The organism is Oleiphilus sp. HI0128 (genome assembly GCF_001635365.1).
The window spans coordinates 1-461 of record NZ_LWGG01001487.1 but is presented as its reverse complement, the minus strand read 5'-3'; the positions used below and the strand labels follow the sequence as shown (position 1 = coordinate 461).

Sequence of the window (461 nt, the reverse complement as noted above, 5' to 3'; positions counted from 1 at the left end):
GTGCGCGCGATAGAAGGAACAAACAAAGCCGCCTTGGATTATCAGACGCGCAACGCTTTAGCGGAAGCTATGGTAACGATTGTTTTTCAGATGGGCGGCAACTGCCTGGACGCCACAAAGACCGAACGCACGAAAGAAGCAGACAAGACAAAGCTTCAGTTGAGAATGCTACTAAAAGGCGCTTATAGCCTCTGAGCACCACTTTATCATTGTGAAACGCTATAGTGGCGAGGACAACATTTCGCCACTATTAGAAAACGCCGATATCCTATAAGTCTCCTGCCCAGGGTCAGTTTGCATTTCACTCCACAACACAAGAAACTTACTATCACTATACTCCTTAAGTGATATCACTCTGTCATTTTGTATTGAACCAAATTGCACAAGCCCAATCTGTGAATATCCGGCTCCCTCTCTGCCAAGTACCGTCACAAAGGCATCATCACCACCAAGTTTGGTTT

2 protein-coding genes are annotated in these 461 nt (G+C 46.0%); one reads left to right on the top strand and one right to left on the bottom strand.

Features of this window, described 5'->3' with window-relative positions; genetic code table 11:
* The coding region (locus A3763_RS29195; protein ID WP_231872314.1) for a hypothetical protein at window positions 1-195 on the top strand (195 nt) is incomplete at its 5' end.
* Between the two features lie 24 nt (window positions 196-219).
* On the opposite strand, the gene A3763_RS29190 is transcribed toward A3763_RS29195, so the two are convergent.
* Window positions 220-461, bottom strand: a 242-nt coding sequence (locus A3763_RS29190; protein ID WP_197483105.1) for a hypothetical protein, incomplete at its 5' end; no start/stop codon positions are given.